The sequence below is a fragment of the Saccharopolyspora terrae genome, assembly GCF_004348435.1.
Classification (GTDB): domain Bacteria; phylum Actinomycetota; class Actinomycetes; order Mycobacteriales; family Pseudonocardiaceae; genus Saccharopolyspora; species Saccharopolyspora endophytica.
Genome location: NZ_SMKS01000133.1, coordinates 1 through 2,515, shown reverse-complemented (window position 1 = coordinate 2,515; position 2,515 = coordinate 1). Strand labels below are relative to the sequence as shown.

Genomic DNA, 2,515 nt, shown 5'->3' with positions numbered 1-2,515 from the left:
CATCCAGCACCGACCCCGGACGCTCCCGCCGGTAGACCTCCCGCAACACACCCGAGACCGCCTCGTACAAACCCACGTTCCCGCCACCCCGGATGAACGCCCGAAACGCCGCAGGCGACTCGTACACACCACCACCCGCATCCCCGGAGGTGAACTCCACCAACAACCGCGCCAGCTCACCCCCCGGATCGCCCCGCCGAGCCCGCACCGCGGCGCGATGAGCGGTCACCACATCACCCACGCTCCACGCCCACACCGCCGAGTACAATGCCGACTCCACATCGGACGCCACCACCTCAGCAGGCACAGCACCCGACACCCGCGCCCCGGCCACCCGCTGCACCGACACACCCAACTCCCTCACCACCGACCGTCACCGCAGGGCATCCTCCCACCACTGGACGCAATCAGGGGATTTCGACGTCATCAGGTGAAACGTGCGGGACCCGACCAGGGTTCACCCCGAGGCAGCCGCGATCACCGCACACGACACTCGCGGTATGCGACGAACACTGCTCACCACCGTTGCCCTGAGCATCGGCCTTGCCACGCTCGGCGCCACCGCGACCGCCGCACCAGCGGCACCACCCCACCTCGCGCTCCCCGAACCCAGCGGCCCGCTGCCGATCGCCCACACGCGCCTGCACCTGGTCGACCACGACCGACCCGACCCGTGGGTCCCGCACCAACGACGCGAACTCATGGCCACCGTCTGGTACCCCACAGCGCACCCATCCGGGCACGCCGCCCAGTACGTCACCCCGGCCGAATCCCGCGAGATCCTCAACCACCTCGAAGGCGTCCCCGACGTACCCGACGACATCCTCAGCACGACCCGCACCCACGCCCGCAACGGCCCACCGACGTCGACCAGGCTGCCGCTCGTCGTGCTCTCACCCGGCTTCTCCCATCCCCGCGCCGCATTGACCGGCCTGGCCGAAGACCTCGCCAGCCGCGGCTACGCCGTGGCGGCCATCGGCCACAACCACGAATCCCGGGCCACCGAATTCCCCGACGGCCGCCTCACGACCTGCATCGCCTGCGAAACCGACGACCCCGCGAAAGTGGTGCGCAACCGCGTCGACGACGTCGCCTTCTTCCTCGACGAACTCCCGCGCACAACACCGCTGCGCCCTGACCGGATCGCCATGGTCGGCCACTCCATCGGCGGCGCCAGCGCCGCGCAGGTCCTGCACGCCGACCCGCGCGTGAGCGCCGGGCTCAACCTCGACGGCACCTTCTTCCCAGCACTCGCCCAGGACCTCAACCGGCCCTTCATGATCGTCGGCACACCTGAGCACCGACCCCACGGCACCGACGAATCCTGGGACACCAGCTGGCCGCATCTCACCGACTGGCGGCGCTGGCTCACCGTCTCCGGCACGAGCCACTCCTCGTTCACCGACTTCTCGGTCCTCTCCGAGCAGTTCGGCGTCGGACTTCCCGACGAACCCCTCGACGGCCACCGCACCGCCCAGATCACCCGCGACTACGTCGCGGCCTTCCTCGACCACCACCTGCGCGCAACACCACAACCCCTCCTGGAAGGCCCCACCAACACCTACCCAGAAGTGACCTTCCACCACCACTGACCCCCGCACGAGAACGGACCGGATTTCAGTGGAAATCAGGGACCGGACTTCCACGGAAATCCGATCCCTCGACCGCAACACAACTCACGCACGCGGCTGGAACCATTGGCCTCGACCAGACCCAGTCAGCGACCGGGGTGAGATGAGCGCAGCGAAGCCGACTTACGGGCACCAGTCACACCGCTCGTCATGCTCGTGATCACCTGCGACGAGCTAGTCGAGTTCACCACCGAAGGCACACCCGTGGCGGTCTGGCTCACCCTCAACCTCGGCGGAGCCGCCACCGCACTGGCCCTCTCGACCTACGAATACCGCCATCTCCACTCGATCGGTCGCCGCTTCCGGACCGGACCACAACCGGTGGCCACACCAGATGGACCCACCATCCCGGCGAGCAAGCGATCAGCCGCCCGCACCGGCCACCACGACGCCAGCTGAACTACCGGCCCACACGCCGCAACCGGGAACCCACCGCTGAGGCCACCAGCCCCACGACCGCACCCCAACAAGCGTTGACCAACAAGACCATGACCACACCGGTCCCGCCGGGCGTGACCAGCGGACCCGTGAGCTCACTGTGCAGGATCGGCGAGAGCACCGCGCTCAACGCCACCGCCAGCACCCCGTACACCAGGCCCGCGCAGGCCAACGTCCCCACCGGCCGCTCGCTGCGCCACCACACGACCGCCACGAGCCACACGACCGAGATCACCCCGGTCACCAGCACCGGACCCACCGGCCTGCTGAGCACGTCCATGCCGCCGGTGATGTTCAGGACCGGCCGCACCAAGGCGAACACCCCGAGCAGCACGATCAGCGGCCACGACAGCCCAGCGCTTCCAGTCCTCATACCGCCACGCTAGAAACCCGGCGACCACCACGACTCCGGGAAACACCCGAACCCACCCCTGACAAACCACGAC

3 protein-coding genes and 1 pseudogene are annotated in these 2,515 nt (G+C 68.7%); 2 read left to right on the top strand and 2 right to left on the bottom strand.

Annotated elements, in window-relative coordinates; all coding sequences use genetic code 11:
• Nucleotides 1–367: pseudogene (locus E1181_RS30985) on the bottom strand (class I SAM-dependent methyltransferase); the annotation flags it as partial.
• A gap of 133 nt (nucleotides 368–500) precedes the next feature.
• On the opposite strand from E1181_RS30985, the gene E1181_RS30980 reads away from it, so the two are divergent.
• Nucleotides 501–1,592 carry an alpha/beta hydrolase family protein gene (locus E1181_RS30980; protein ID WP_132679957.1) on the top strand — a complete coding sequence of 364 codons (1,092 nt, stop codon included), beginning with the start codon at nucleotides 501–503 and terminating at the stop codon, nucleotides 1,590–1,592.
• 189 nt (nucleotides 1,593–1,781) lie between these two features.
• A complete protein-coding gene (locus E1181_RS30975) occupies nucleotides 1,782–2,030 on the top strand; it encodes a hypothetical protein (protein WP_132679956.1) in 249 nt (82 codons plus the stop codon).
• Nucleotide 2,031: 1 nt separating this feature from the next.
• On the opposite strand, the gene E1181_RS30970 is transcribed toward E1181_RS30975, so the two are convergent.
• On the bottom strand, nucleotides 2,032–2,442 hold the full coding sequence (locus E1181_RS30970) for a hypothetical protein (protein WP_132679955.1): 411 nt from the start codon (nucleotides 2,440–2,442) through the stop codon (nucleotides 2,032–2,034).
• Nucleotides 2,443–2,515: the final 73 nt, after the last annotated feature.

Coding starts and splice junctions, on each gene's coding strand:
- E1181_RS30970 (WP_132679955.1), bottom strand. CDS start 2,442: ATGAGGACTGGAAGCGCTGGGCTGTCGTGGCCGCTGATCGTGCTGCTC.
- E1181_RS30980 (WP_132679957.1), top strand. CDS start 501: ATGCGACGAACACTGCTCACCACCGTTGCCCTGAGCATCGGCCTTGCC.
- E1181_RS30975 (WP_132679956.1), top strand. CDS start 1,782: ATGCTCGTGATCACCTGCGACGAGCTAGTCGAGTTCACCACCGAAGGC.